The organism is Flagellimonas marinaquae (genome assembly GCF_003992675.1).
In the GTDB taxonomy this organism is placed as follows: Bacteria; Bacteroidota; Bacteroidia; order Flavobacteriales; family Flavobacteriaceae; genus Flagellimonas; species Flagellimonas marinaquae.
In genome coordinates this window covers 58,063-71,489 of sequence record NZ_RZMZ01000005.1, presented here as the reverse complement: position 1 = coordinate 71,489, position 13,427 = coordinate 58,063, and the positions used below count along the sequence as shown (strand labels likewise).

Genomic DNA, 13,427 nt, shown 5'->3' with positions numbered 1-13,427 from the left:
CTCTCCTAAGAAATTGGGATTTGGTAGCAAGATGATAACTTAGAACAATGAGACACGGAAAGAAGTTTAATCACTTAGGAAGAACAGCAGCCCACAGAAAGGCAATGTTGGCCAATATGGGATGTTCCCTAATTGAGCATAAAAGAATCAATACCACGGTTGCAAAGGCCAAGGCGTTGAAACAGTTTATCGAGCCTTTGATCACCAAGGCAAAGACCGAAAACAACCAAACTACCGAAAAAGGTACGCACAACAGAAGGATTGTTTTCAGTAACTTGAGGAGCAAAGAAGCCGTAACGGAATTGTTCAGCACTGTTGCCGAAAAAGTAGGTGACAGACCAGGAGGTTACACAAGAATCATTAAATTGGGTAACCGTTTGGGAGATAACGCTGACATGGCCATGATTGAGTTGGTGGATTTCAATGAGCTTTACAACGCAGGTAAGCCCAAGAAGAAATCGACCCGAAGAAGCAGAAGAGGAGGAGGAGCCAAAAAAGCGGAAACCCCAGCACCAGCGGCTGAAACCAAAACTGACGATTCTGAAGAATAAGAAGAATGTTATTAACTATTGTATTTAAGGAAAAAGGATAAGTGAGAACTTATCCTTTTTTTATGTTTTTTTGTCATAACAGAAACTAGAGCACGACATGAAGTATCACACAAAGAAAAAAGCGTTGATTTTGTTGGCGGACGGAACCATATTTTATGGGAAAGCCGTAGGAGGAAGAGAAGGAACCGCAGTAGGGGAAGTATGTTTCAATACCGGAATGACAGGTTATCAGGAAATTTTTACCGATCCATCCTATTACGGGCAGTTGATGGTGACCACCAATGCACATATCGGTAATTATGGTGCCCATTTGGATGAAGTGGAATCCGACTCTGTTAAGATTGCCGGCCTTATCTGCAAAAATTTTAGCTATGAATACTCAAGGCCCAGTGCCGATATGAGCCTGCTTGAATTTTTGGACAAAAACAATCTTTTGGCCATTTCCGATGTCGATACCCGTGCTTTGGTAAGCTACATCAGGGACAATGGAGCCATGAACGCCTTGATCTCTACCAGAGTGGACGAGATCGATGCCTTGAAAGAGGAATTGAAGCAGGTGCCCAGCATGGAAGGTTTGGAGCTTTCATCCAAAGTGTCCACCAAAGAGCCCTATTTCTATGGCGATGAAAACGCGGACATCAAAATATCGGCGTTGGATATCGGGATCAAAAAGAACATCTTGAGAAACTTGGCCAAACGCGGAGCATATATTAAAGTGTTCCCGTACAACACTTCCTTTAGTGAAATGAAGGAGTTTGACCCAGATGGCTATTTTATATCCAACGGACCTGGTGACCCAGAACCACTAACCGATGCAGTGGCGGCAACCAAGGAAATGATTGCTTCGGACAAACCTTTGTTCGGGATTTGTTTAGGACACCAAGTATTGGCACTAGCCAATGGGATCTCCACGTACAAAATGCACAATGGTCACCGAGGAATCAATCACCCCATTCTTAATTTAATCACAGGAAAAGGTGAGATTACCTCCCAAAACCATGGATTTGCCGTGAACAGGGAGGAGACCAAGGCGCATGCTGAACTGGAAATCACCCACACCCATTTGAACGATCAAACCGTGGCAGGCATCAAAATGAAGAACAAAGACGTGTTTTCGGTACAGTATCACCCCGAAGCAAGTCCAGGACCACACGATGCAGACTATTTGTTCGACCAATTCTTTGATTTGATCAAAGCCGGTAAAAACTAAAACGTTATAGTTTTATTTTTAAGCAATTAAGTGCGTTTTGTGAGCCATATCATGGAGTAAAAAACAGCACCTTTTGTATCTTAGCCCAATAATCACAACTAAAACATTGATTTAAAATGAGCATCATTATCAACATTCATGCAAGACAGATATTGGATTCAAGGGGAAATCCAACCGTAGAAGTAGATGTAACAACCGAAAATGGAATAGTGGGGAGGGCCGCAGTGCCTTCTGGAGCCTCTACTGGGGAGCATGAAGCCGTTGAGTTGCGAGATGGTGGTGATTCCTTTATGGGTAAAGGTGTTGGCAAAGCAGTCAACAACGTTAACACAATCATAGCCGAAGAATTGATTGGAACATCGGTATTTGAGCAAAATTATATCGACCAGACCATGATCGAGTTGGATGGGACACCCAATAAATCCAAATTGGGCGCCAATGCCATTTTGGGCGTTTCCTTGGCCGTGGCCAAAGCCGCAGCCAATGAGTTGGGTATGCCTTTGTACCGATATGTAGGTGGCGTAAGTGCCAATACACTTCCCGTCCCCATGATGAACATTATCAATGGTGGTTCACACTCAGATGCACCCATCGCTTTCCAAGAGTTTATGGTAATGCCGGTTAAGGCAAAAGATTTTAGCCACGCAATGCAAATGGGGACCGAAATTTTCCATAACCTTAAAAAGGTATTGCACGACAGAGGTTTGAGTACTGCAGTCGGTGATGAAGGTGGTTTTGCCCCTACCTTGGAAGGTGGTACCGAGGATGCCTTGGATACCATTGCCAAAGCTGTAGCGAAAGCAGGATATAAATTGGGTGATGATGTAATGATCGCCTTGGATTGTGCTTCTGCTGAATTTTATGTGGATGGTGCTTACGATTATACAAAATTCGAAGGCAGTAAAGGAATGGTAAGGACCTCGGGCGAACAAGCGCAATATCTTGCCGAGCTTTGTGAAAAATATCCGATCATTTCCATCGAGGATGGTATGGATGAAAATGACTGGGAAGGATGGAAAATGTTGACCGAAAAGATTGGCGATAAAGTTCAGTTGGTCGGTGATGATTTGTTCGTGACCAATGTAGAGCGTTTGTCTCGCGGAATCGAAAATGGCATTGCCAATTCCATTCTGATCAAGGTAAACCAAATCGGGACGTTGACCGAAACTATCGCTGCCGTCAATATGGCAAAGAACGCCGGCTATACTTCCGTAATGTCGCACCGTTCAGGGGAAACTGAGGACAATACTATCGCCGATTTGGCCGTAGCATTGAACACTGGGCAGATAAAAACAGGTTCTGCCTCCAGAAGTGACCGTATGGCGAAATACAACCAATTGCTCAGAATTGAGGAAGAGTTGGGAGACATCGCCTACTACCCTCAGGAAAAAGCATTTAAGGTGAAATAAGCATAACGATTATTTAGCACATAAAAAGCCTTTTCCATTTGGGAAAGGCTTTTTTTTGTTTCAATAACAAACTTTGGTTAAATTAAGGGTTCACTAATCTACGATTCAAATTCTCCCGCATGAATAACTTTCTTTTTGTTGCCGCTGAAAACGATGCTTTGGAAAATTGCAAAGCAGGAGGTATGGGCGATGTAGTTCGCGATGTACCAAGGCAAATTTCCGAACGTGGCGATAAGGTGCACGTTGTTGTACCTGCCTACTCCCGGTTGCACCATGGAGGATTGCCCAGGACCACGTTGAACTTTACGCTACGTGGTTTAACTTATACTGCAGAACTATATGAGGTGAAGCCCAAGAAGGAATTTCCAAATATCTTTCATTATGTGTTGCATCATCCAGAAATAGAAGCGGGCGACATTGCACACATCTACCACAACGATCCAGAAGAACCGTTCTATACGGATGCCATCAAATATATCATATTTTGTACGGCAGTGGCTGAGGCTATCAAACAAGGTGCTTTTGGAGAAGTGGATATTGTTCACCTTCACGATTGGCACTCCAGCTTGTTGTTGTTTTTAAGGGAATATCATCCGGAATACACTAATTTAAAGGACATCCGGATTGTTTACAGTATCCATAACCTGGCCATCCAGGGCATTCGTCCGTTTGATGGAAACTATTCCTCCGTTCGAAATTGGTTCCCCAACGTGCCTTTGGATTATCAAAAATTGATGGACCATAGGTATCAGGACTGTATCAACCTTATGGCCGTGGGTATCCGTTTTGCCGATGCCGTACATACCGTATCGCCATCGTACAAAGAAGATGTTTTGAAACCCAGTTCCCCACCGGAGTTTATTGGGGGAGAGGCTTTGGAAAAGGATTTGCAGAAGGCGGATGAAGAAGGTCGTTTGTTCGGGATTTTAAATGGCTGTAACTACAAGAATATCAATAAGGAAAAGAAGGGAAATATTTACCGGAACACGGTAAAGGCACTTTTTATGTGGTTGCAAGAGGAATCCAAAAAGTACAAAGCAGACTTCTTGGCCCATACGGGGGAGAAAATCATGGCTTTTGTGGATGAACGTCCCAAGTTTATTGCCTCAAGTGTGGCCCGATTGACAGAGCAGAAGTTTTACTTTTTTATGCGATCGCCAGAGGCTTTTGTGGAAATTTTGAAGCGTCTCGAAAAGGTAGACGGAATATTCATGCTGTTGGGTACAGGAGCACCGGAATACGAAGAGCTTTTTAGAAAACTGAGCTACCAACATAAGAATTTTATCTTCACCAATGGCCAATCGGAAAAATTGATAGATTCCATGTATTTGGAATCCGATCTTTACTTTATGCCCAGTTTGTTCGAGCCCTGCGGAATAAGTCAAATGTTGGCCATGAGAAATGGAAACCCTTGCCTGGTGCACCATACAGGAGGATTAAAGGATACCGTAGAGCATATGAAAACGGGCTTTAGTTTTGATGGCGACACCTACGACGAGAAAATTACGAATATGCTGGAGACCTTCGATGTGGCCTTGGATGTTTTTGCAAACGATAAGCCGACATGGAAAAAAATACAGGCGGCAGCACGGAGAAAACGATTCACTTGGCAGAAGTCGGTGGACGAATATTACACCTTACTATATCAATTGGATTAACGAGTTGTCCATACCCGATATTTTAGTGTTAAGAAGAACACAAATAACTATTGGGAATTGTTAATGGTCGTGCTTTTTCGTAATTTTAACATTCTATTTTTACTAATCTATTAAAATATAAAATGTCGGATAAAGCTATACTCGAATATGGGGGAAAACGGTATGAATTCCCCGTTATTAAAGGTACTGAAGATGAATTGGCCATAGATATCAAAACCTTGAGGGCCGAAACTGGAATGGTGACGATAGATCCCGGTTACAAGAATACGGGTTCTTGCGAAAGTGCCATCACCTTCCTTAACGGAGAGAAAGGAGTTTTGAGGTATCGTGGATATTCCATTGAAGACTTAGCAGAGAAAGCCGACTTTTTGGAAGTAGCATACCTTTTGATTTTTGGCGAATTGCCGAACAAGGAGCAGCTGGAAAAATTCCATAGCGACATTAAGGAGGAATCCCAAGTGGATGAAGAAATGAAGAAGATCTTGGACGGTTTTCCAAAATCAGCTCATCCTATGGGCGTGCTTTCTTCCTTGACAAGTGCTTTGGTTGCTTTCAACCCATCTTCTGTAGATGTGTCTTCGGAATCGGCCATGTACAATTCAATAGTTAGGATTTTGGCCAAGTTCCCCGTTTTGGTGGCTTGGACCATGCGAAAGAAAAAGGGACTTCCATTGGATTATGGGGATGATAACCTTGGGTACGTAGAGAACATTCACAAGATGATGTTCAAAAGACCAAATCAAGAATACAAACGTGATCCCATTGCCATCAATGCCTTGGATAAACTGTTGATACTTCATGCAGATCATGAACAAAACTGCTCCACTTCAACAGTACGAATTGTAGGTTCTTCACATGCAGGACTTTTTGCATCCCTGTCAGCAGGTATCTCTGCACTTTGGGGACCACTTCACGGAGGGGCAAACCAAGCAGTACTTGAAATGCTGGAAGCCATTGAAGCCGATGGTGGCGACACCAAAAAATATATGGCCAAGGCGAAGGATAAGGATGATCCATTCAGATTGATGGGCTTTGGACACCGAGTCTACAAGAACTTTGACCCAAGGGCCAAAATCATCAAAAAATCAGCTGACGAAGTATTGGGCAATTTAGGAATTCAAGACCCTATTTTGGATATCGCTAAAGGATTGGAAAAAGAGGCTTTGGAAGATTCTTATTTTGTGGACAGAAAATTATATCCAAACGTGGATTTCTATTCAGGAATCATCTACCGCGCCTTGGGCATACCCACAGAAATGTTCACGGTGATGTTCGCTTTGGGTAGATTGCCAGGTTGGATTGCACAATGGAGGGAAATGCGCTTGCGTAAAGAACCAATTGGCAGACCACGACAAGTGTACATTGGAGAAAACCTGAGAAGCTTTACTCCCTTGGAAAAAAGGTAAGACTTGGGACGAATACGATAAAAAGGGGGCAAATCGCCCCCTTTTTTTATTAAAAGACTATTATAGTTTGCCCATAGCGGTTTGGTTCAAATGCTTATCCCTTTCCAGGCACATCCGCATAATTTCATAATGGTAATGTTTCTGGATGGGTGATGTGTCTTCACTCATAACCACTTTTTTTGAATTTAGGAATGTTTTGTGGATAAAGTCATGGGCATCCACCGTACTTAGGTTTTTAAGGGTAGAGTCCAAAGAGACACCATATTTTCTTGCGGTTTCACTAACTTTTTTATAATCCCAGGACAAATGCTGATCCGTAAGTTGAAGCGTATATAAACCAAAACCCTTTGGAAAATCATCTTCCGTGATGCAGTCATCATATTTTGCGGAATAGACCGATTCCACAGCAACCTTAGTCCCTGTTTTGGAGATCATGTTGAATTGCTCCATATTTGAAATCGCATTGATACTGCCAAGCAGAACAAAGAAAGTTACCAACAGTATCGACGTAATTATTATTTTCTTCATAAGTAGGAAAAATCTGATAAAAAAAGTAATGATTAAAGGATATTGTCAAACTGATAATTGTCAGTTTTTTAGGAAAGGTGCATTTTTTAACTATTTGGTTCATACTTATTTCACTTACAATTAGTTTACCTGGTTTTACGTTTAAAAAGGTTAATAAATCGATGGATTTTATGTAATGTGCCAATGGTAAAATTGTTGTAAAACACTAGATTTGCCACAGAATTGTTAGGGATACATTGTCCCGAAGGATATTTGCCGATACGTTCGGACTTAAATTACCCCAATATGATGGATTTGAACATTGTAGACGAGACCAGCAGATTAAAGGCCGTAATTTTGGGCATCGCCCAGAGCAATGGTCCCGTGCCTACCATCGAGGAAGCATACGACCCTAAATCCATTGAACATATTAAGGCAGGTACCTATCCCAAAGAAGCCGATATGATTAAGGAAATGGAGGCCTTTGCAAGTGTTTTTCAAAAGTATGGCGTGCAGCTGTACCGCCCAGAGGTGCTCCAAGACTGTAACCAGATATTTACCCGTGATATTGCCTTTGTCATTGAGGATAAACTTTTCCATGCCAATATTTTGCCCGATAGGGAACGGGAATTCGAGGCCATCCATGAAGTTTTGGACATGATAGCGCCCGAAAAAATTATACGACCGCCTGAGGAGGTGCATATTGAAGGTGGCGATGTCATGCCTTGGAAAGACCATATTTTTATAGGGACATACACTAAACCTGATTACGCCAGCTACATTACAGCCCGCACCAATCAAGCAGCGGTAGAGTTTATCCGTGATATGTTTCCGCACAAAACGGTGAAATCCTTTGAGCTTCGTAAATCCAATACCGACCCTAGGGAAAATGCACTCCATTTGGACTGCTGTTTTCAACCGGTAGGAACCAACAAGGCCATACTGCACAAGAACGGGTTTTTGGTAGAGGAAGAATATCAGTATTTGGTGGATTACTTCGGCCCCGAAAATATCTTTGAAATCGATAAGGAGGAAATGTACCAAATGTTCAGCAATGTGTTTTCCATCTCACCAGACGTCGTGGTATCCGAAAAAAGCTTTACAAGGCTCAATAACTGGCTCCGTGACCAAGGATTTACCGTGGAAGAGATACCCTATTCCGAAATCGCCAAACAAGAAGGCTTGCTGCGGTGCAGCACCCTGCCTTTGATCAGAGCATAATTCCTAACCTAACTTTCTGCTGCCACAGGAATCATTAAAAAAGTCAACATCTTGAAAAAACAGATTACCAATACCATTTTAATGGTGCGCCCCGTGAACTTTAGGATGAACGAGCAGACTGCCGTCAACAACTACTTCCAGGAGGACCCTCATCTCAAGAACGCTGAGATCAACAAAAAGGCTCAGGAAGAGTTCGACCAATTTGTAAAGGTTCTTCGGGAACATGGTGTGAACGTAGTGACCATTAGCGACAATTTGGAGCGAGATACTCCTGATTCCATCTTTCCGAACAATTGGGTTTCCTTTCATCAGAACGGGACCGTATGCGTGTACCCGATGTTTGCCGAAAACCGGAGAAAGGAGCGTCGGGAGGACATATTTGAGTTGCTCGAGGACAACGGATTCCAAATCGATAACATTATGGATTACACGGCGGCCGAAGAGGAAGGTATTTTCTTGGAAGGTACTGGAAGCATTTTAATGGATAGGGTAAACCAAAAAGCCTATTGTGCCCTTTCCGAACGCGCAGATGAAGACCTTTTTATCGAGTTCTGTGAGGATTTTGATTGTTTCCCTGTCATTTTCCATGCTAACCAAACTGTGGAGGACAAGCGTTTGCCCATTTACCACACCAATGTAATGATGGCCATGGCCGAAACCTTTGCGGTGATTTGTTTGGACTCCATTGATGATAAAAAGGAGCGAAAGAATGTGGTGGAGCACCTGAAAATGGACGGAAAGGAAGTCATAAAGATTACCGAAGAGCAAATGTGTCATTTTGCGGGCAATATGTTGCAGGTAATCGGTGCCAATGACCAGCGTTTTATGGTGATGAGTACTCAGGCCTATAACAGCTTGTCGGACGCACAGATCAAAACCATTGAAAAGCATTGCGGCATTATCCACAGTCCTTTGGATACCATTGAAACCTGCGGAGGTGGTAGCGCCCGTTGTATGATGGCGGAGGTGTTTTTGCCCAAAGCCTAAGTTTCGTCATGCTGTCCCGATAGTTATCGGGATTGTTTCAGCATCTCACTGCTTTACACGCCTACCTGCCGTAGGCAGGAACTGCACAAATTTCTCAGCTGTCAGGTTGAGTGTTCCAAATGGAGTTTGGAATGTATCGAGACCCTATTTTAAGATAAAAAATCGATTCTCGATACGGCTCGCCACTCGAATTGACGATTTTTGGGGAATATACACCTCAATAAAGTAGATTTATTGAGAAAGTTTAATAGATTCTTGTTTCCTCAACCCAACCACAATTCCTCTAAGCGCAACCACAACCTCTTGAACTTCTCTTTGTTCAAAAGAACCTTCCTCCAGATAAAATAGCATTTCAATCCCATAATCTAGAATTTTTGCCAACTCTTCTGGGGAGCCATACGTATCTTCAATCCAATTGATCAAAACCTCAGGATGTACCATTATAATTTTAAACTTGCCATATATGGCATTAATAGCGGTAAATATAAACCTTTTCTTGACTTGTCAAATATGGCAAGTATGGAAAAAACGGAAGTTTTACGGAAAATTGGTGAAAATGTCAAAAAAGCCCGACTAGAAAAGGGCTATACACAGGTTGACTTGGTTGGTAAGATAGAAGCCAAAATCGATACTACGAATATTTCCAGAATAGAGAAGGGGAGAACCAATGCCACCATTCACACGCTTTACCGAATAAGCCAAGCCTTGGAAGTACCTCTATCTAACCTCTGCAATCTAAAATCTGACATCTAGAATCTACTCTTCCTCCGTCGTAAAACCTCGAATTGCCTGGTTGGGCTCCATGATGGTATAGCCTTCCCAAAACTCGGGATTGTAGCGTGGCATATAGGTGGCACGCACGGTCTTGTCCTCGGTAAAGTTGTTGAAGTCGTTTTGGGCAATCTCGTCTTGGTTAAATACCACCAATTCCCATTTGGAAGTGATGTTCATTCGAAAGTCTATGTTCAGTTTGAGCTCGTTTTGTTTGCGGCGCCCCTTTACATGCTTGTTTTTTTCCACCACTTTTAGCGGCCGGTCCACACCAAAATATTTGCCATCCGCCAATTCCATAAACTGCAGGTCGTACCTGCCATTGGGCAATTTGGCGAAACGCATGGTACCCTTGTACACGTTTTCTCGGTAGGTAATGCCCAGCAGCCTAAAGTTTCGTAAGCGTTGGGTATTGGTAAAATCCAATCGCATTACCGCAAAATCCTCAATGTTGATGTATAGCCTGCCCTTAAAATCGGCACTGCTCCGTCTGGGCCAAAAATCGACTACGTACACGCCGGCATCGCCCATATCCGCATAACCGGAAAGCTTAAACTCATAGCGTCGGGTCTTCTCCAGAAGGTCCAATTTAGTATCCTCTTGGTAATAGAGTTGCCCCAGAAGTTCCTTGAACTGCCATCGCTGGCTGTCCACCAGTCCCGAAACACTGTCTTTTTCCATTTGGGCCTTTACCTTTTTTAACTGGTCCACCCGCTCATCATCCATGGTGTCCAAAATAGAATCCACTTGGATTTTTTCACTGAAAATCCCGGATTTTATCTTGAGGTAGGAGCCCGGTTTTACGTTTTGTACAAAGATGTCCTCCATGTGTTCGGCCAGGTCTTCGAAGGAGCCCACATCTCTTTTATCGTAAAGATCGGCTGCTTTTATAATGTCGACCTTATAATCGGTGTTATTTTTATAGAGGTCGCCAAAACTTTCCGTATAGTGCGAAGCGTTCCGTGGAATGCTGCGCGAAATGCTGTCCATCAATTCCTTGTTCAGTTCTTTTATGGATGATTTTTCAAACCCAAAATCGACTTTCTCCATGTTGGCCAATTCCGCTTTGCGGAGAAAAAAGCGTTGTTTTACTGGAGTCTTGTTCACATTGTTGGGGATATTTTCAATCATCTTCTCGATGATGTCGTCCACATCCAGTTCCTTGTCAAAAACATAGACTCCGCTGAGCTCAATGGCTTTGGGGTCAAGCTGAAGCAGACTGTCCTGTAATTGCTCCAAGGTGAATCCCTTTTTGCCGTATCCCATGGAGGTGATGTAAATGGAATCCAGCGTAGCTTCTTCCAAAACAAAACTAAAACGACCTTCCTCGTTGGTGATTACGCCTTGTTGTTCACCATATTGCACCGTAGCGTAGGGAATTCCTTTTTGGGTCTTGGCATCGACCAAACGGGAGCTTATGGTCTGTCCCGAAAGTGGGAGACCCATCAATACTGCAATAAACGCTGTAAATAAAGATTTTGAAATTGACATGTGTGCTTCTTGGGTTTCAATGATAAGACACCTTTTTGGGGGCAAAAGGTTGCCTTATGGTTAGACGAACTTGGCTAAAGTTTGTAACAAAGTCCGAAGAAAAAAGCATACGGCTATTGTGCTTAATAGTATTTTAACAGAGGTGGAGTTAGGAGTTAGGAGGATTGTCATTTCGAGCGCCCGCCTGTGTTAGGTAGGTAGGCGAGAAATCTCATGCCAAGAAATGATGACCAACAAATGAAAACATCTCGACTCTGCCCGATGTGACAGCTGTTGACTTATTCACAAAAAAATGAAATCTTACACTTTCGCAATGTTCTTGATCATGTTGCTAAAGATGAAGAGGTGGAACGGCAATACGGAATACCAATACAGTCGGCCCCACAATCCTTTGGGACGAAAAGTTGCGGTTTGGTAGAGTTTTCCGTCTGTTATTTTAAATTCCAGCCAAGCCTCTCCCGGCGTTTTCATTTCGGCGAAAAGTAACAAACGCTTTGATTTTTTATCGGCCAATAACACACGCCAAAAGTCCAAGGCATCACCGGGAAAAATTTTATCGGTATGGGTGCGCCCCCTCCGAAGCCCGGGACCGCCTACCAGTTTATCCAAAAAGCCACGGAATTTCCAGAGCCAATTGCCGTAGTACCACCCCGTTTCGCCTCCAATACGCCAAATGTTTTCCAAAACGGCCTGTTCATCTTTGATGCGTATGGACTTTTTATCCTGTAGCACCCCGTATTTTGGAACTTGGATATATTTTTCGAGGTCTTCCTGAATCTGTCCACTGGCAATGCTGTCCTTCCAACTGCTAATGACAAGGTTTTGTTCGATTTTTTTAAAAGCCATATCGATGGCCTCTTCGTAACTGTGGGTTTCTATGCCCAGCATTTGTTGCAAACGATTATCCTCGGCAACGACTTCCATCTTCATGCTATCCACAAGGTTCACGGCCAATTTATAGGAGGTGGAGGTAACAAAATACAACCAATAGGAAGATAATTTTGGGGTCATTACAGGAACGGTAAAAATCCAATTTTTAAAGCCACGTACCTTTGCGTACCCATGTAGCATGTCCTTGTAGGTGATCACATCCGGTCCTCCAATGTCAAAGGATTGTCCGTAGGTTTCTCGATTGCCCAAAACGCCTGTGAGAAATTGGATAACATCCCGAATGGCAATCGGCTGTGTTTTGGTGAGCACCCATTTGGGCGTTATCATTACTGGAAGTTTTTCGCAGAGGTCACGGATGATTTCAAAGGATGAACTCCCTGAGCCAACTATGATTCCAGCGCGAAGGACGGTGAGTTTAAAATGGCCTTTGTAGAGAATCTCCTCTACGTTTTTGCGGGAACTCAGGTGTTTGGAGAGTTCCTTATCATTGACAATACCGCTCAGGTAGATCACTTGTTCACATTGCGTGCCTTCCAGCAAGGTGTTGAAGTTCTTCGCCGCTTGGGCTTCTTTTTCATCAAAATCTGATACCGAGGAAGTCATGGAATGTATCAAGTAATAGGCGGCGTCAATATCTTCGGGGATATGTTGGTCGGCCGGATCTTCCAAAAAATCAATTTCAACTACCTCTATTTGGGAACGCACCTTGGCATCTACCGAAAGTCGTTTTTCATCACGGACGGCACAGATGACCTCATGGCCCATATCCAAAAGTTTGGGCAATAGGCGCATCCCGATATAACCGTTGGCCCCAGTCAATAAAATTTTCATAGGTCTTCAATATTGGTGGGTAGGTTATCCGCTCGGTAATCCAGTAATTTTTTGAAGAATTTTTGAACGGCCTTGGTATCGGAACGTACTTTGATAAAATATTGGTCCATATAAATGGAGTAAATGGCCATGTCGCCCTTGTATACGTTCAATTTGTAATAGGGGATGATGAGCCCGTAGGTTTCCAACCTTGACCGAAACCGGACAATGATGCCATTAGGACGTAGCTCAACATTGCAGCTGTTGGTGTTGCTGTCCAAAATGAGCAGGTTGTAGATATCCAGACTTGCCTCGGTAATGAACAATTTTGGGGAGCCGATACCACCCATGGCAAAGCGCTCCCTTATAGGAATCGGCTTGCCAACGGCTTCGTCTATTTTTTTGGTGATTTTTTTATCGTTGTAGGATACGTTCAATAGCATATTTAAAAATAATCAAATTACGGCGGACCATGAGCCAATAGTGTGTGAAAAGCCCAAAAAATACGTAGTTTT

At 43.2% G+C, this 13,427-nt stretch carries 13 protein-coding genes; 8 read left to right on the top strand and 5 right to left on the bottom strand.

All coding sequences use genetic code 11. The features are described from left to right. Nucleotides 1-47 precede the first annotated feature (47 nt). From rplQ to EO130_RS03075, 5 genes are all read left to right on the top strand, one after another. Entirely contained in the window at nucleotides 48-551 is a 504-nt protein-coding gene (gene rplQ / locus EO130_RS03095; RefSeq protein WP_127140069.1) for a 50S ribosomal protein L17, read from the top strand. 97 nt (nucleotides 552-648) lie between these two features. Then, entirely contained in the window at nucleotides 649-1,761 is a 1,113-nt protein-coding gene (gene carA, locus EO130_RS03090) for a glutamine-hydrolyzing carbamoyl-phosphate synthase small subunit (RefSeq protein ID WP_127140068.1), read from the top strand. Nucleotides 1,762-1,877: 116 nt separating this feature from the next. Beyond that, the gene (gene eno, locus EO130_RS03085; RefSeq protein WP_127140067.1) at nucleotides 1,878-3,170 is read left to right on the top strand and encodes a phosphopyruvate hydratase; all 1,293 of its coding nucleotides are present in this window, start codon (nucleotides 1,878-1,880) and stop codon (nucleotides 3,168-3,170) included. 119 nt (nucleotides 3,171-3,289) lie between these two features. Continuing rightward, nucleotides 3,290-4,828, top strand: a complete 1,539-nt coding sequence (locus tag EO130_RS03080) for a glycogen synthase (protein ID WP_127140066.1) — start codon at nucleotides 3,290-3,292, stop codon at nucleotides 4,826-4,828. Between the two features lie 122 nt (nucleotides 4,829-4,950). Next, nucleotides 4,951-6,234, top strand: a complete 1,284-nt coding sequence (locus EO130_RS03075) for a citrate synthase (protein WP_127140065.1) — start codon at nucleotides 4,951-4,953, stop codon at nucleotides 6,232-6,234. 60 nt (nucleotides 6,235-6,294) lie between these two features. Here EO130_RS03075 and EO130_RS03070 read toward each other — a convergent pair whose 3' ends face one another. Beyond that, nucleotides 6,295-6,762 (bottom strand): hypothetical protein, encoded by a 468-nt coding sequence (locus EO130_RS03070; RefSeq protein WP_127140064.1) that lies wholly within the window; start codon nucleotides 6,760-6,762, stop codon nucleotides 6,295-6,297. 285 nt (nucleotides 6,763-7,047) lie between these two features. Between EO130_RS03070 and EO130_RS03065 the strand changes: the two genes are divergently transcribed. Continuing rightward, complete coding sequence (locus EO130_RS03065) at nucleotides 7,048-7,962, top strand: dimethylarginine dimethylaminohydrolase family protein (RefSeq protein ID WP_127140063.1); 915 nt, start codon at nucleotides 7,048-7,050, stop codon at nucleotides 7,960-7,962. Nucleotides 7,963-8,043: 81 nt separating this feature from the next. Next, entirely contained in the window at nucleotides 8,044-8,949 is a 906-nt protein-coding gene (gene ctlX / locus EO130_RS03060; protein WP_127140136.1) for a citrulline utilization hydrolase CtlX, read from the top strand. A gap of 231 nt (nucleotides 8,950-9,180) precedes the next feature. On the opposite strand, the gene EO130_RS03055 is transcribed toward ctlX, so the two are convergent. Further along, entirely contained in the window at nucleotides 9,181-9,390 is a 210-nt protein-coding gene (locus EO130_RS03055; RefSeq protein ID WP_127140062.1) for a hypothetical protein, read from the bottom strand. A gap of 78 nt (nucleotides 9,391-9,468) precedes the next feature. Here EO130_RS03055 and EO130_RS03050 point away from each other — a divergent pair, with 78 nt between their 5' ends. Next, entirely contained in the window at nucleotides 9,469-9,702 is a 234-nt protein-coding gene (locus tag EO130_RS03050; protein ID WP_127140061.1) for a helix-turn-helix domain-containing protein, read from the top strand. Nucleotides 9,703-9,705: 3 nt separating this feature from the next. On the opposite strand, the gene EO130_RS03045 is transcribed toward EO130_RS03050, so the two are convergent. The 3 genes from EO130_RS03045 to EO130_RS03035 form a co-directional block, all read right to left on the bottom strand. Beyond that, entirely contained in the window at nucleotides 9,706-11,211 is a 1,506-nt protein-coding gene (locus EO130_RS03045; RefSeq protein WP_127140060.1) for a peptidase associated/transthyretin-like domain-containing protein, read from the bottom strand. A gap of 300 nt (nucleotides 11,212-11,511) precedes the next feature. Next, nucleotides 11,512-12,933 carry an SDR family oxidoreductase gene (locus tag EO130_RS03040; protein ID WP_127140059.1) on the bottom strand — a complete coding sequence of 474 codons (1,422 nt, stop codon included), beginning with the start codon at nucleotides 12,931-12,933 and terminating at the stop codon, nucleotides 11,512-11,514. Next, a complete protein-coding gene (locus EO130_RS03035) occupies nucleotides 12,930-13,355 on the bottom strand; it encodes a hypothetical protein (protein WP_127140058.1) in 426 nt (141 codons plus the stop codon). The genes EO130_RS03040 and EO130_RS03035 overlap by 4 nt, the downstream gene beginning before the upstream one ends. Nucleotides 13,356-13,427: the final 72 nt, after the last annotated feature.

What these genes read in the sequence shown, in the direction of transcription:
- EO130_RS03080 (WP_127140066.1), top strand. Translation starts at nt 3,290, where the DNA reads ATGAATAACTTTCTTTTTGTTGCCGCTGAAAACGATGCTTTGGAAAAT.
- EO130_RS03050 (WP_127140061.1), top strand. Translation starts at nt 9,469, where the DNA reads ATGGAAAAAACGGAAGTTTTACGGAAAATTGGTGAAAATGTCAAAAAA.
- EO130_RS03045 (WP_127140060.1), bottom strand. Translation starts at nt 11,211, where the DNA reads ATGTCAATTTCAAAATCTTTATTTACAGCGTTTATTGCAGTATTGATG.
- EO130_RS03065 (WP_127140063.1), top strand. Translation starts at nt 7,048, where the DNA reads ATGATGGATTTGAACATTGTAGACGAGACCAGCAGATTAAAGGCCGTA.
- EO130_RS03040 (WP_127140059.1), bottom strand. Translation starts at nt 12,933, where the DNA reads ATGAAAATTTTATTGACTGGGGCCAACGGTTATATCGGGATGCGCCTA.
- EO130_RS03075 (WP_127140065.1), top strand. Translation starts at nt 4,951, where the DNA reads ATGTCGGATAAAGCTATACTCGAATATGGGGGAAAACGGTATGAATTC.
- ctlX (WP_127140136.1), top strand. Translation starts at nt 8,044, where the DNA reads ATGGTGCGCCCCGTGAACTTTAGGATGAACGAGCAGACTGCCGTCAAC.
- eno (WP_127140067.1), top strand. Translation starts at nt 1,878, where the DNA reads ATGAGCATCATTATCAACATTCATGCAAGACAGATATTGGATTCAAGG.
- EO130_RS03070 (WP_127140064.1), bottom strand. Translation starts at nt 6,762, where the DNA reads ATGAAGAAAATAATAATTACGTCGATACTGTTGGTAACTTTCTTTGTT.
- rplQ (WP_127140069.1), top strand. Translation starts at nt 48, where the DNA reads ATGAGACACGGAAAGAAGTTTAATCACTTAGGAAGAACAGCAGCCCAC.
- carA (WP_127140068.1), top strand. Translation starts at nt 649, where the DNA reads ATGAAGTATCACACAAAGAAAAAAGCGTTGATTTTGTTGGCGGACGGA.
- EO130_RS03055 (WP_127140062.1), bottom strand. Translation starts at nt 9,390, where the DNA reads ATGGTACATCCTGAGGTTTTGATCAATTGGATTGAAGATACGTATGGC.
- EO130_RS03035 (WP_127140058.1), bottom strand. Translation starts at nt 13,355, where the DNA reads ATGCTATTGAACGTATCCTACAACGATAAAAAAATCACCAAAAAAATA.